This window comes from Candidatus Binataceae bacterium, from assembly GCA_036495685.1.
Lineage (GTDB): Bacteria > Desulfobacterota > Binatia > Binatales > Binataceae > JAFAHS01.
In genome coordinates, this window is record DASXMJ010000003.1 from 44576 (window position 1) to 57684 (window position 13109).

12 protein-coding genes are annotated in these 13109 nt (G+C 60.3%); 4 read left to right on the forward strand and 8 right to left on the reverse strand.

Features of this window, described 5'->3' with window-relative positions; genetic code table 11:
- Window positions 1-119: 119 nt before the first annotated feature.
- From VGI36_00460 to VGI36_00470, 3 genes are all read right to left on the reverse strand, one after another.
- The gene (locus VGI36_00460) at window positions 120-1400 is read right to left on the reverse strand and encodes a hypothetical protein (GenBank protein ID HEY2483584.1); all 1281 of its coding nucleotides are present in this window, start codon (window positions 1398-1400) and stop codon (window positions 120-122) included.
- A 202-nt stretch (window positions 1401-1602) separates the two neighbouring features.
- On the reverse strand, window positions 1603-2631 hold the full coding sequence (locus VGI36_00465) for a fatty acid desaturase (protein ID HEY2483585.1): 1029 nt from the start codon (window positions 2629-2631) through the stop codon (window positions 1603-1605).
- A 74-nt stretch (window positions 2632-2705) separates the two neighbouring features.
- A complete protein-coding gene (locus VGI36_00470; GenBank protein HEY2483586.1) occupies window positions 2706-3416 on the reverse strand; it encodes a hypothetical protein in 711 nt (236 codons plus the stop codon).
- Window positions 3417-4001: 585 nt separating this feature from the next.
- On the opposite strand from VGI36_00470, the gene VGI36_00475 reads away from it, so the two are divergent.
- The 3 genes from VGI36_00475 (at window position 4002) to VGI36_00485 (ending at window position 5647) form a co-directional block, all read left to right on the forward strand.
- Window positions 4002-4505, forward strand: a complete 504-nt coding sequence (locus tag VGI36_00475) for a hypothetical protein (GenBank protein ID HEY2483587.1) — start codon at window positions 4002-4004, stop codon at window positions 4503-4505.
- Between the two features lie 24 nt (window positions 4506-4529).
- The gene (locus tag VGI36_00480; GenBank protein ID HEY2483588.1) at window positions 4530-4964 is read left to right on the forward strand and encodes a helix-turn-helix transcriptional regulator; all 435 of its coding nucleotides are present in this window, start codon (window positions 4530-4532) and stop codon (window positions 4962-4964) included.
- Window positions 4965-5026: 62 nt separating this feature from the next.
- Entirely contained in the window at window positions 5027-5647 is a 621-nt protein-coding gene (locus VGI36_00485; protein ID HEY2483589.1) for an alpha/beta fold hydrolase, read from the forward strand.
- A 12-nt stretch (window positions 5648-5659) separates the two neighbouring features.
- On the opposite strand, the gene VGI36_00490 is transcribed toward VGI36_00485, so the two are convergent.
- The 5 genes from VGI36_00490 to VGI36_00510 all read right to left on the reverse strand — a co-directional run bounded on the left by VGI36_00490 (window position 5660) and on the right by VGI36_00510 (window position 12459).
- Window positions 5660-6778, reverse strand: coding sequence for an aminopeptidase (locus VGI36_00490; protein ID HEY2483590.1), 1119 nt, complete (start codon window positions 6776-6778; stop codon window positions 5660-5662).
- Window positions 6762-8597, reverse strand: coding sequence for an ABC transporter ATP-binding protein (locus tag VGI36_00495; protein ID HEY2483591.1), 1836 nt, complete (start codon window positions 8595-8597; stop codon window positions 6762-6764). The genes VGI36_00490 and VGI36_00495 overlap by 17 nt, the downstream gene beginning before the upstream one ends.
- A gap of 2 nt (window positions 8598-8599) precedes the next feature.
- On the reverse strand, window positions 8600-10396 hold the full coding sequence (locus tag VGI36_00500) for an ABC transporter ATP-binding protein (protein HEY2483592.1): 1797 nt from the start codon (window positions 10394-10396) through the stop codon (window positions 8600-8602).
- Window positions 10397-10484: 88 nt separating this feature from the next.
- Window positions 10485-11246 (reverse strand): glycosyltransferase family 2 protein, encoded by a 762-nt coding sequence (locus VGI36_00505; protein HEY2483593.1) that lies wholly within the window; start codon window positions 11244-11246, stop codon window positions 10485-10487.
- A 163-nt stretch (window positions 11247-11409) separates the two neighbouring features.
- Entirely contained in the window at window positions 11410-12459 is a 1050-nt protein-coding gene (locus VGI36_00510; protein ID HEY2483594.1) for an Mrp/NBP35 family ATP-binding protein, read from the reverse strand.
- 318 nt (window positions 12460-12777) lie between these two features.
- On the opposite strand from VGI36_00510, the gene VGI36_00515 reads away from it, so the two are divergent.
- Window positions 12778-13109 (forward strand): hypothetical protein (locus VGI36_00515; GenBank protein ID HEY2483595.1); only part of this gene is annotated, 332 nt, incomplete at its 3' end.

Below are 13109 nucleotides of genomic sequence, written 5' to 3' on the forward strand. Positions count from 1 at the left end.
GAATCGCATCTTCGCATGAGACAGGAAAGCCATTGCGGACAGGGGACGAAGCCAAGGGTCGCACGCGACAGCCCAAAAGCGGCGCGCGCGAGTTTCCAGAGCGAAGGGCGGAGGGTCGCTTATTTGCCGCCCAGGTAGGCGAAGTCTCCCCGCTCGTTGACCGTCAGGGTGCCGGTGAAAATCGCGTGATGATGTGAACCCATCGCGATCTTATAGATCATTTCCGGCTCGCCGACTTCGAAGAAGGAGTCGTCCCCGCTGAGCACGTAGAGCTTTTCGTTGCCGTCACTATCGGTGGCGCCGATGTACATCGATCCGGTCGCGGTCAGCACCGGATCCCCGAGCGACTCGAGCTCGGTCCCAAACGGCGTCAGTTGGCCGCGCTGCAGACGGAGGTCGAGTTTCTGGCGCGCGAGGCGAAAGATCACCGGCAACCGCGCGCATCCCGCCAGGACCGCGGTCGTGCCATCGGCCATAAGGCCAGGTCGTCCCGGCGACAGATAGGTCACGGGGCCTATCGGGGTGGTCGTCCCAGTCGGGAGAATTCGCGACATCTGTCCATTGCGGTAAAGGAACACCGCCGAACCTGAACCAGTCTTGGCGGTAAACGCAATCAGAGTACCTTCCGCCGAGGCCATCGCGGCCGGAAGTCCAAACGGGCGAGCATAGCGGCTGCGGTTGGGTCCGTATTCCCCCTCAACCGCGAGTTCCGTGATTCCGCTCCGCAGCGAACCTATCAGCAGCGCCTGTCGATGGCCCTGCGGTGTGTCTTTGTCGGTCTTGTCCTGCGGATAGATGAGCCACGCGTTAAACACTACCTGACCGTTGTCACCCATCGCCGGGCTGCCGAAGCTCAGCACTGCCATCTCGTGACCTTCGTTGGTCTTGGCGTTAGACCGCGCGAGGCAGTTCAGAGCTCCTTTCGAGTAGTAGACCAGAGCATCGTGTTTGTCCGGCAGGTGTGAGATGAACGCGATGTTGCCTTTCGCATCTGCCACCGGATATGGGTCCCCGTTCAGAAGCGGAGCACAATCCTTGGCTGGCGGCATCGGATCGATCGCGCGAACCACCCGATAAGGCGGCGAAACGTTGGGATCTCCAATATAGATGTTCCAGTTGAGTTTTCGCTTCTGGTTGGTGGTTTCACCGCCGAACAGGACCCGCCCGTCCGGCATCATCGAAGGCACGCCGAGTTCCGAGAAGTTTCCGCCATCGGGCGCGGGCAGGCCGATCGCGGTAATCAGCGCGGGCTCGCCATCGCTATCGCTGGCATAGAGGACGCTGGAATTTGAGTTTTCGAGGTCGGCGCTCTCGCCCTGCAAAGTCAGCGCTACCGCATGAGCACTTACCGCGTATCCGAGAAAAATCACGAGTGCCGGGCCGAGTGCCCTTATCTTCATCGCAGTGCTCCCCCGCCCAAATCGGCTTTGGCGATCTTTAGCTACGTAGTTCTTATAGTCGCCGGACGCGCGCAATCGCAATGGGGAAATAACAGCCGTCCTCGTGAGTCGCCGTTGTCCCTCCGGTGAAATTGCCCATTAGCCTAACTTAAACGGTGCCTTTCTATGCCTCGCCTCTCAAGAAAATGGCTCGGGTGCCGGGTCAGCCAGGTCCGGCAACCGTGCTCGCCTGCAGGACCAAGTCGAGGTGCTTGGGCCGTGCTTCGCCGTTTGCGAGAGAGTCGGCGTCGGCAACACACTCGCGCAGCACGCCAACATACCCGCGCGTCATATGAGCCTTACGAAACTCCGGTTTGGTGCGGAGAAGCGCATGCAGCCTGGGCAATCGAAAGAACGGCACACTCGGATACATATGATGCTCGAGGTGATAGTTCACGTTGTTCGGAGCAAGAAAGATCCGCTCGAGGAACGAGGGCAAGGTTGTCCGAGTGCCCGCGTAGGGAGTCCGCGCCGCTCCCAGTGCCGAATGCTCCGCTATGCTCCTGATGCGGAAAATGCAGACCAGGCAAGTGAACAACGGGACAAACCAGTACAGGAACAGCAGATGGGCGGTCCCCGTCCAGAGGGCGATCGCCATAACCGCCGCGTAGTACAGATAGCGAGCCATCAGAAACCCTTTGGAAACGTCGGTGTCGCGCGAGGCGACGGTCCGCAGAAGTTTCACCAAGGCCACCGCGCCGAGGCCGGTCAAGTCGCCCAGCAGCAGGACCGCCATCTCACGCGGACGCTTCGGAAAAACCCAGTTCTGGTCACCTCTCCTGCGTACCCAATCGGGGTCGCGGTCGGTATTCAGGTAGCGGTGATGAGCGAAGTGGTTGGCGCGATATGAACGTGCCGAAATCAAGACGGGCCAGGCCAACACCAGTTCTGACACCCAATCGTTGATTTTTCGGTTCCGACAAAGGCGATAGTGGGTGCCTTCGTGCAGCATGATCATGAGCGAGTGTTGACGCGTCGCAATCACGACGATAGTTGCCAAGTAGAGCCATGGTTCCCAGAATCTTTCACAAGCCCGAATCGCAATCAGGATCAGCATCCACTCGATGATGATGTGTAGAGCGCTTCGTACGGTACTTATTTCCGACAGCTCCATCAGCTCGCGTTTGGTTAGCATGGCCCTTTGTTCTTCCGGCTCCGGGAAGCTCTCCGTGATGGGCAATTCCAAATTCATATTGGTACCTTCCCTTTGACATATCGTGGCCATCTCGCGTGCGGCCACTCTCCATTCTGGAGCAGCGCCGACTTCTATGCGCACGCTTGCATCCCTTGAGATTCACCGTACGCAATCGGGGTCTGAACCTCCCATGCCACCTGCTGCGCGGACGGAACCACAAAGGGACGCAACCGTAGGCCCTTTTTAAAGCGCAGAGTCGCAAACTCATCGTCGGTCTCGACCGGCAGTTGAGACGAGGCTGCTACTAGTTTCTCGAGCGCTTCGTCTCGCAGGATTACCGGCTGCACCCACGGGAAACCCTCTGCAGTTTTGAGATAAATGAATTGGACGGGTCTTCCGAACGGTACAAAACCCATCGCGCGGTAGAACCCCCAATGGTCGGACATGCCCACCGCAAGATAGGCGAGAACCGCCCGCGGATTTCTGCGCGCGATCTGGATCGCGCCGCCGCACCACATCTTCATGCCAGCGCCCGGCGCGAGCGACCAGTGATCGCTACATTCAAAGACGGCACGCTCGGGCCAGTGTGAGAGATCCGGACCCGGGCAGGTTCGCGGAAACATTTCCAAGTCGTGGATTGCCATCCCAGCAATCATGCTTTCGGCCGGACTGCCGCTATCCGGGAAAAGCCCGTACAATTCCGAAGCCGCCAGGCGTGCGCGATTGTCGACCTGTCCATTGGTTACACCCGTGAAATGCGTCAGTTGTTCATCGCGGGCTTGTCGCAGACGCTCCTCAAAGATTCGGCGTTGATAACTTGTGCTCAGTAGCCTTACTTCCATCGACATCTCCTTTTGACAGCGATCCAGGACGTTAAAATTCTTTGACAGCGATCCAGAATGTTAAAATTCGATCCTAAAGAAGCCGATCGTAACGACGTAGCCTGTAAAAAGCACACAGATCCCTCGTATATTTCCCCAGTACTTACAGCGCTCACGATGCGAAGCGAATGCTCCCTTTAGGCTTACTGAGCGAAAGACGACATCGAAAGGTAAGGGCTGATCAAGTTGCCATCAGGCCGTGGTATGAATAAGCTTCGGTGTGTTATATCGTGTCTGGTGGCTACGATGACCGGTAAGAAAAGGGTTTCGAGCTTAGAAGGCTTGCTGAGTGCGATTCTTGCCTCGCCAGCACCACCCGCTGGAGTGCGGGCGCTCGGAATCGGGAATGGCGGCCTTGAGGTTCACTCGCTTACCACAAGAGAGTACGGGCCATCGGTACGCAAAATTTTCGGGCGCGGCGAACTTAAGGAATTGCTTTCCGAAGCGCGGCGTATGGTGTGGCCCCATCTAAACAAGCGCCCACTTCGGTTGGGTTCGGCGCGGGAATTCCGGGAAGCGTGGTCGCCTCTGGGAATAGACTTTAGAATGGCAAAACTGCGATCGCCCAGGGGGATGGCATTGCTGGGGTTCTATGTTGGCAGGAGTCCGGTGTCGAAGCGGCCGTTGATTTGTGTCAATACTGCTCACCATCGGGCCGCAATGAGCGGGGCCTTCGCGCATGAGATGGGGCATCACCTGACTGCCAGAATGTTTGGATTCCACCAGGAGGAAGAGCCGCATCACATGGGATATTCCGGGTATGGATTCCATTTGGATGACCCGCCCGAGCTGGCGGCTGACGTATTCGTGAGTCTCGGCATCTTTCCGCAAAGGGTCGCGCAACAGTGTTTCGAGAAAAGCCGTAGCCCGTCGATTGGAATTGGCGTAACGTCCTCGAACGGTATCGTCGGGGCAGTAGCATACGTGGCAAACAAATATGGGTTCAATGGTGATCCCAATTTGCCGCAGGAAAATCGAGTACAGTATCTAGCCGGAGTGCTTCACTACGCAAAGCTGCGCAAGGCACTGTTCGACGAGTTTCAAATCTAACCTACCTTGCTGAATAAGGATTACGTGAATACAGACAACAAGTTCGGACGAATGTTGAAAGAACAGCGCCAGGGCCATGGACTGACGCAGCGTGAATTGGCGGCGCGCATCGACGTCAAGGCCAGTCATGTGGCTTATCTAGAGACCGGGCAGCGCAAGCCTTCTCTGGCGCTTCTCGGACGGATTGCCGATACCCTGCGCCTCGATCGGCAGAAACTCTTCGTTATGGCTCACCCCGAGGCACGGGCGATGATGCCCCCCTCCAGGCCCCTACGCACCAAAACTCCGAAAGAGGCATGGCGCACGCTGCTCAACGATCGGGCGCTGCTCAACCGCTATCAGGTCACCAAGCGGGAACTTCAAGCGCTCAGGCAACTGAGCATGCTGGGCTACGCGATGACCCGCCGGGAATTCGTCGCGATCGTGACGCTTATCCGCCGCGATCCCGAAGACGAATAGGTGCGGAGTTTCTCCCTGCGCAAAGCGGCTTCCCCCAAGCGTACCGAACACAATCCTCTAGTATGAGCGAGAGCCGCATTACCTTTCCTTGCGGCGACCTGAAACTGGAGGGACTGCTCACGCTGCCGGAGCCTGAAGCTCCGGGCGCGGCGGTGGTGTGCCATCCACATCCGATGTACGGCGGTTCCATGCACAACAATGTAGTTGAAGCTGTACTCGAGGCGCTCTGGCGACGACAGCTTGCCACCCTGCGGTTCAACTTTCGCGGTGTTGGCGACAGCGAAGGGGAGTATGACGGCGGCGAGGGCGAGCTTGACGACGTGCGTGAGGCGGTTGCATTTCTTGCCGGCAAGGCCGGGGTCAAGTCCGTGTTGCTGGCTGGATACTCTTTTGGTGCTTCGGTGTCATTGCGGGCCGGCCTCACCGACCCTGCCGTAGATCGTCTGGTGCTAGTGGCGCTGCCGGTCGCAGGGATGACTGGCCCAGGTGATTCCATCTCCAAACCGGTCCTGCTGGTGTCAGGCGATCGTGACTCCTACTCGCCGCTCGAGCCTCTGCGGACACTCGCCGGTAAACTGGGCAGCCGCGCGCGCCTGGAAATCCTCGCAGGCGCGGACCATTTCTTCGGCGGTTACGAGGCTCGGCTCTCTGCACTCATCGGCGCGGCGCTTGCGGAGCGCTGAACGTCACGACCGTCAGGGTCGCGGAGCGTCTCGGGTCGCTTCCCAGATCGCATAGAACGGGTCGTCCGGGTTCGCTTGCGCCAAATCGATAATCTGCCGAATCGTGGCCTTGAGATCGCCGTGATTCAGTCGCGCAAGAGTCTCGAAATTGTCCAGGTCATGGAAGTAGATGAGGTAGTTGATCAGGACCGCATTGTTGAGCGGCTCCTTGTCGAGATCAAAGCGTTCCAGACCGTTCAGGCCGGGCGCGAGACGCGCATAGTCTGCTTGGATCTGCGCGAAAGCGGCTTCGCGTTGCTGAAGAATTTCTGCCTTGGGGCGGCCGCTCATATAAATCTTGAGCAGCCGCGCCTGCTCACCGAGTAGGAAGCGCGAGAACTTGAGATTGCTCTCCAGCATGGAGCGCGCCTCGGCCGCATCGCGCGAGTCGGCACCCTCAGTCGCTTCGAAGAACTCGACCGCACCCCTCGCGCCGACCCAGGTCGCGGCAGATTCGTCGAACATCACGTGCCCGGGCAGAAAATAGGTGCGGTGAAAGAGTTCGTGGATTATGACGCTAGCCAGTTCCACCCGATCGAGCCGCAAAAGGTTGGACAACAGCGGATCGTCGAAAAAGCCGAGGCTCGAAAATGCTACCGCCGATCGTACCATCGTGTCGTATCCCGCCGTTTCCATCTCGCGTGCTTGCGCCTGGGCTTGGGACTCTTCGAAATAACCGCGATAGGGGACCGAGCCGACCACCGGAAACCACCAGGTGTACGGCCTCAAGGAGTCGCGCGGCGCCGCCATGACCACGTGGACAATCGCTCCCTGATCGACCTGGGCCACCGTGAGGTACGCACCGCCAGTATTGAGTCCCAGTTTATCCGCGGCGAATTCGCGCACCCTGAGGACGGTCTCCAGCTTGGTGCGCAATTGCGGCGAGAGCGGTTGGTCCGAAGCCAGCTCCGCGCTAATCGGCCGTCGGTTCCACAACAGGCGTGCTTCCTCGTAAGCGCCCCGTCCGATATAGCCGATGCCGCATCCCGAAAACGTGAGACTGGCCGTCAGCGCGATAAGAAGGCTGGCTAACGAGCGTGGCCGCAAGCAAGTGGCACCCAAGCGTGCGAGGCGGTCAATCCACCGCTTCACGCGCCGCCTCGTTCGCGACCGCGTACTGCAACTCGAACAGACGATAGTAGAGGCCGCGCTGGGCCAGCAGCTCGAGATGGCTCCCGCTCTCACGCAATACGCCGTTGCTCAGGACCAGTATGCGGTCGGCGCGTTCGATGGTCGAAAGCCGATGCGCGATGACGACCGCGGTGCGTTCGGCAAGCAGCTCGTCGAGGGCGAGCTGAATCAGGCGCTCGGTTTCGCTGTCCACGCTGGAGGTCGCTTCGTCCATTACCAGGATGCGCGGGTTGTAGGCGAGGGCGCGCGCAAACGATAGCAGCTGCCGTTGTCCCACGGACAAGTTCGCACCGCGCTCACGGATGTGCTCGGCGAGTCCCGCCGGCAGGCGGTTCACGAATCGCAGTGCCTGCGCGCGGTCCAATGCCTCCCGGACACGATGCTCGCCGAGGTTGGTCAAACCGAGCCGGATGTTTTCCATCACATCACCGGCGAACAGGAACACATCCTGTTGCACCAGCCCGATCGAACGCCGCAGTCGGTGGAGGTCCCACTCGCGCACATCAACCCCATCGACCAGAATGCGCCCGCCGCTCACATCGTAAAAGCGGTTGAGCAGTTTGATGATTGTGGTCTTGCCCGATCCGGTCGGTCCCACGATTGCGATCTTCTGTCCTGGTTCGACCGCGAAGCTCAAGTCTCTGAGGACGGGCTCCCCCGGACGATATTCGAAATTCACGTGATCGAACACGATGCTGCCCTGCTGCGCGGCCGGGACCCTCGGGGTCGTTGGACTCGCGATGGTATGGGGCTCTTCCATGAGCGCTTCGATGCGCTCCGCCGCGGCCAGCGACGACTGCAGGACGGTGTACTTGTTGGACAGTTCACGGAGCGGCAGAAAGAACATCCGTGCATACTGCATGAAGCCGATCAGGGTCCCGAGGGTGATGGCGCGATGCAGCACTTGACCGCCGCCCGCCCACAAGACCAGGGCGATAGTTATGGAGCCGACCGTGTCCACCGCGGAGAAGAGACCGGTCTCATACACGTTGGCCTTCATCTGGACGTCGCGGCTGCGTACGTTGAGCACGTCGAATTCTGCCCGGCTCGCTCGCTCGTGCGTGAACAGTTGCACTACGGTCATGCCTGCCAACGCTTCCGACAGGTACGCGTTGACCGCCGCGAGCCGTTCGCGAATCTGCCGGTATACGACACGCGCGCGTACGCGAAACAGATTGATGAAGAGCAGCAGCGGAGGAATCGCGACCAGGGCCCACAGCGCCATCCGCGCGCTCTTGAACCACATGATCGCGACGATGCCGGACATCGTCATCAGGTCCATGAACATGGTCAGCGATCCAGCGCCGAACATTTCGTTGATCGCATCTATGTCGGTAGTCATCCGGCTCACCAGCCGTCCCACCGGGGTGCGGTCAAAGAACGACATCGGGAGCCGTTGGACGTGGTTGAAGAGCCCAAGGCGCAGGTCCGAGAGCGAATACTGCGCGACCATCATGGTGAGATAGAACTGGCCGTATGCAGACCCGAACTCTCCACAAACCAGGCAGAGATAAATCGCCGCCATCTTGAGGAGGCTCGGACCGGACGCGCCGAACAGCGCCGTCAGCCATGCCGGCGGCGGCACCCGCCGATGGGCCAGGAATAGATCGATGATCAGCTGAATTATATAAGGCTGCGCCAGCGCGAATGCGGAGTTGAGCGGCATCAGCAGAACCGACAGAAAAAACACTCCGCGATATGGGCGCACGTAGGTCCAGATGAACTTCACGAGCGCGACATCGCGCGGCCGGCGGCCGGTTTGTTCCTGCTTAAGCTGCATGCCTAGTAACTGGAGAGTTCCTCCTCGAGCAGCTGACGGCGGAACAACTCGGCGTAGATTCCATGCCGCGCCATCAGTTCCTGGTGAGTTCCGCGCTCGGCTATTTGGCCATCTTCCAGCACAACGATCTGGTCGGCGTCGCGCACCGTCGAGGCACGATGCGCGACCACGATACTGGTATGGTCGCGCACGCTGGCTTCCAGGTTTTCCAGTACCGCCCGCTCGGTCTCCGTGTCGACGCTGGAAAGGGCATCGTCCAAAACCACCACATTTGATCGATAGTTCAACAGACGCGCGATGGTGGCGCGCTGCTTCTGCCCGCCCGACAGCGCCATCCCGCGCTCGCCCACGATCGTGTCGAGGCCATGTGGAAGTGTGGCGATATCAGGTCCGAGTCCTGCGATGTTGGCGGCCCATTCGATGGCGTCCCTCTTCGCATCGGGCTCCCCGAAGGCGATATTTCGCGCGAGCGTGTCCGAGAACAGCATCGCCTCTTGCGGCACCACGCCAATCGTCTTGCGCAGCGAGTGTAGGGGCACTTCGCGAATGTCACGGCCGTCAAGGAGTATCCTGCCCTCGGTGGGCTCGATCAGGCGCGAGAGCAGCTTGACCATCGTGGATTTGCCCGAGCCGGTCCGACCGACGATCGCCAGCTTGCTACCCGCGGGCACTCGAACCTGGATGTCGCGCAGTGCGTACGGGCGATGGCCGTTCGAAGACGGATCTTCGCGCCCAAAGTAGCTGAAGGAGACGTGGTCCCATTCAATTGCGCCAGCTACCTCTAACCGCTCTTCCCCCTGATCGAGCGCCCCCGGTTGTGGCGGCGCCCAGAACACCTCATCGAGGCGTTTCATCGCGGCCCTGGCCCGCTGATAAATCGAGATCATCCATCCCAGCGAAGTGACGGGCCATGCCATGTAGCCCAGGTAGCCCATGAAGGAAACCAGGTCGCCGATGCGTAGGGTTCCCTGGGTTACCAGCAGTCCACCGTAGGTGAGCACGATCATCACGGCCGCCGCCGAGGTCCCGCGAATCATGGGGACCATGGCACCGCGCAATCGCGCGAGCGCCAATCCCAACTCGTTGTATTCGTCGTTGGCAATTCGAAAGAGTCCAGCCTCATGGTCCTCGAGCGAGTAGGCCTTCACGACGTGGATGCCAGCCAGTGCTTCCTGGACCTTGGCCTCGATCAAGCCCAGGCCCTCCTGGACCTTCAAATTGCGCTGCATCAGCGCTCGCGACAGGCGTTTGATTCCGTAAATCAGCAGAAGGTAAGGGGCCAGCGAGGCGGCAGTTAGTTTGGTGTTGACCCCGAGCATGAAGACGAGCGCGAACACGAAGGTACCCGGCGCATCGATGAACGTGATGAACCCCATGCCGACCAGCATGCGGATCGCGTTGAGGTCGTTGACCATGCGCGACATCAAATCGCCGACCTTATTGCGCTCATAGAAATCCGGCCCGAGCCGGGTCAGATGTTCAAAAAGGTCGTTGCGCAGGTCGTACTCGATGTCGCGGCCGGTGTTGAAGATGACGAAACGCGAAACCCATCGCGCGGTTCCTCCCACCAGTGCCACCGCGATCATCATCAACACGATGCGACCCAGCGTTTCTTCGGCCGGCAACCCCATGCGCGCGAGTGCGCCAAAGGTCTGCGGATGGTGAGCCTGGATGGTGTTGATGGCAGCACCACTTAGATATGAGACGCTCATGCCGCATGCGGAAGCGATCAGGGTGCTGACCATCCCGAACGCGTACCAATTCCAGTAGCGGCCGATGTAGCTGAACAAGCGTTTCATTCGCGTTTTGGAATCTAAATTAGCAGGAATGACCTGCCAGAGAAGTGGGCGCGCGGCGCCCCGGCGGTCAGTGGTCGCCCAGTCCGGGTCAACGCGGACGCTGCGTTTTCAGGCGCCGCTCGTACAACTTCGCGTATTTGAGAAAAACGTAAAACGCGGAGGTGGCCGCGGCATAGAAGCCGCGGATCCCATCGAGAAATCCGCGGCGCACAACATAGAAGACGAAGAATCGCGCTACCGGATTGACTACCATTTTGAGCGGCGTGAACCGAGTGGGTTCGTGTTCCGCTGCGGCGCGAGAACTGAAGCGGTTCATCGTGGTGACGTGGTCGGTGATGTCGCGATAGCTGAAATGCAGGATACGCCCGCGCAGTTTTGTGACCTTGCCGTCGACTACGACCTTGTCGTGAGGATCGCGGCCACCGATGTGCCCGCGCTCGCGGCGGAACAGGCGCACCGGGGTATCGGGTTCGATTCCGCGTAGGTCGTAGCCGCCGAGATGAAAGAGCATTCGCTGGATGCGATAGCCCTCCGCCGCCGACGCTGAGCCGGTTTCACGCAGAATCTCCGCGCCGAGATCGTGAGTTGCCTGCTCGTCCGCGTCCATCAGCAATACCCAGTCTCCAGTCGCGTGGTCGAGCGCCATCTGCTTCTGCATGACGTAGTTGGTAAACTCGTGTTGGAAGACCCGCGCGCCGCATTTTCGTGCTATCTCCACAGTCCGGTCGGTGGAGAAGGAATCCACGACGATCTTTTCCTCGCAGAACCAGGCGCTCTTGAGACACTGTCCGATTAGTTCTTCCTCATTCTTGGTGATTGTTATGAGGGAGATTTTCGGGCGCGCGTCCATCGATCGAGCTTGGAAAGACTTTAGCGTACCCGCTGCTGCGCTCGGCAATCACAGACATGGCAACGGCGCAGCTTCGCTGCGGAGCAGGACGGAAAAAGCCGCGACCTCGGCTGGGCTTGGAGCGCGTAGGACCCGGTTGGAGACCATCGCGGACCGGGACAGCTCACGGTGCGTGTTCCACCTCCTGCATCACCCGCGTGGCAATCGCGTCGAACGCGGCGCTTACCGGGTGACGCGGGTTGCTTGCAACCAGCGGGTTGGACCGGTCGCCTCCTTCGCGTAGCTCGCGGACAATCGGCAGTTCGCCGAGAAAAGGTACCCCCAACTCGGACGCGTAGCGCGCACCGCCACCGTGCGAGAAAATCTCGTGGCGATGCCCGCATTTCCGACACTGGTAGTAGCTCATGTTTTCGACCACGCCGAGGACCGGTACGTTAACCTCGCGGAACATCTCCACGCCCCGCTTCACATCGAGTAGCGCCAGGTCCTGAGGGGTGGTGACCACTACCCCGCCCGCGAGCGCCACGCGCTGGGTGATGGTTAACTGCGCGTCGCCGGTCCCAGGAGGAAGGTCGAGCACCAGGCAGTCGAGTTCCCCCCATTCGACATTAAAGAGAAACTCGGTCTCGAGCTTGGTTACCATCGGTCCGCGCCAGATCACGGCGGTCTCGTCGTTGATAAACAGCGCCATCGAAACGTAACGTATGCCGAATCGCTCGAGTGGGACGATCCTCCGCTCGGCGGTGAGCGCGGGCGGCTTGTCCACCCCCATCATCATCGCCACGCTGGGTCCGTATACGTCCGCGTCCATGAGCCCGATGCGCCATCCGCGTCCGTGCAGCGCCAGTGCCAGGTTTACCGCCACGGTGGATTTGCCGACTCCCCCCTTGCCGCTGGCGACCGCGATGATGTGCCTCACCCCGGGTATCTCGCGCTGCGCGGCGCCAGTCGCGGCGCGCGGTGCGGCTGCGGCGGGCTGCTCAATACGCACTTCCACGGCGGGCACATCGCGCATCGCGCCGACCGCAGTCTTCACGTCGGCGACGATTTTTTGGACCACCTCGGGCTTGGCGGATGCCACCGTCAGCATCACGGTCACGCCCGAGTGCGCGACCTCGATGTCTTTGATCATGCCGAACGACACGATGTCGCGGCTGAATCCCGGGTATTTGACTTTCTTGAGTTCCGATAGAATTTCGTTGGGACTTGGCATTCCGGTTCACGTACCTGAGGCACGACATCCAGCGCCGCGGCGCTATCAATGCCGTCCTGCCATGTTATCATTCCGGGAGTGCCGGAAAAATGACGCGTACGGCGTACTTCGTAGCCGGTCGGAAAGCGATCGCTCCGCAGCGCGCGCTTGCGGCCCAAGTCGGTGCGGGAGCGGCACAACGACACGAAGCCGGTGGCATGGGTGAGCGTCGCTTAAGACTTGCTGGCTGGCCTGGGGTTGTTCCTCCAGGCTTCGGCGAGCGGACCGCAACAACGCCATCGGCAGCGTCTTTTGCAGACCGTATTCTCTAAACCAGCGATGACCCGCGAAGCTAGCACCTCGGTCCCGCTTGCGATTCGGCATGGCCCGCCAGGGCCCCGCCAGGAAGTCGCAACGGCAGTCGCCGACCTGAGTCGAGGTCTCAGCCGCATGGTGGGCAGCAAGGTCGCGGTACAGGAAGACGCCCAAATCGACGGTCGTGAAATATGCCTCACTCTGGACGACGCGCAACCGCCCCATCAAAGTCACCCCGATTCTCTCGGCGGCGATTCATTCTCGATCTCCCGGCCGAGCGATCGGTCGGTCTCGATCCGGTCGGCAAGTGAGCGCGGCCTGATTCACGGCGCGGCCAGCCTGCTGGTGCAGCTGGG

Bases quoted from the DNA above. Each gene is read 5' to 3' on its own strand.
- VGI36_00460 (HEY2483584.1), bottom strand. From the start codon at position 1,400: ATGAAGATAAGGGCACTCGGCCCGGCACTCGTGATTTTTCTCGGATAC.
- VGI36_00465 (HEY2483585.1), bottom strand. From the start codon at position 2,631: ATGAATTTGGAATTGCCCATCACGGAGAGCTTCCCGGAGCCGGAAGAA.
- VGI36_00470 (HEY2483586.1), bottom strand. From the start codon at position 3,416: ATGGAAGTAAGGCTACTGAGCACAAGTTATCAACGCCGAATCTTTGAG.
- VGI36_00475 (HEY2483587.1), top strand. From the start codon at position 4,002: ATGGCAAAACTGCGATCGCCCAGGGGGATGGCATTGCTGGGGTTCTAT.
- VGI36_00485 (HEY2483589.1), top strand. From the start codon at position 5,027: ATGAGCGAGAGCCGCATTACCTTTCCTTGCGGCGACCTGAAACTGGAG.
- VGI36_00495 (HEY2483591.1), bottom strand. From the start codon at position 8,597: ATGCAGCTTAAGCAGGAACAAACCGGCCGCCGGCCGCGCGATGTCGCG.
- VGI36_00500 (HEY2483592.1), bottom strand. From the start codon at position 10,396: ATGAAACGCTTGTTCAGCTACATCGGCCGCTACTGGAATTGGTACGCG.
- VGI36_00505 (HEY2483593.1), bottom strand. From the start codon at position 11,246: ATGGACGCGCGCCCGAAAATCTCCCTCATAACAATCACCAAGAATGAG.
- VGI36_00510 (HEY2483594.1), bottom strand. From the start codon at position 12,459: ATGCCAAGTCCCAACGAAATTCTATCGGAACTCAAGAAAGTCAAATAC.